General features: G+C 39.5%; 1 protein-coding gene. It reads right to left on the bottom strand.

Going from position 1 to position 410, the window contains the following annotated elements:
- The coding region (locus PVA17_RS25085) for a transposase (protein WP_274069379.1) at positions 1-410 on the bottom strand (410 nt) is incomplete at both ends.

Genomic DNA, 410 nt, shown 5'->3' on the forward strand with positions numbered 1-410 from the left:
AAACACATGACGCATACGTTTACACTTTGTGCGATTGTATTTGTCCCATTCTTTTTGTACTTGTCGGCGCACTTCATCCATTGCCCAATAGATATAACGGCTAAAATGAAAGCGGTCTGCCACAATAACAGGTCGACCTAACGATTGACGAACAGCTGCTTTTAAACTTGGATTCATATCCATGACCACTATCTCAACATCTGCTCCATACTGGCTTAAGTAATTTTTTATTGTTTCTTTTTTACGATTCGGTAAAATATCAATCGGTTCGCGCGTCTCCGCATTCGCAATTATTAGCTGATACGTACCTTCATCTGTATCGCCTTTATACTCATCAATCGCAATCGCTTTTGGTAAACGTACACCCTCTACTAATTGTTTATTCGCTACCTTTTTAAAACGGCGAAAGA

Origin of the sequence: Lysinibacillus sp. CNPSo 3705 (assembly GCF_028674935.1) — a bacterium.
In the GTDB taxonomy this organism is placed as follows: domain Bacteria; phylum Bacillota; class Bacilli; order Bacillales_A; family Planococcaceae; genus Lysinibacillus.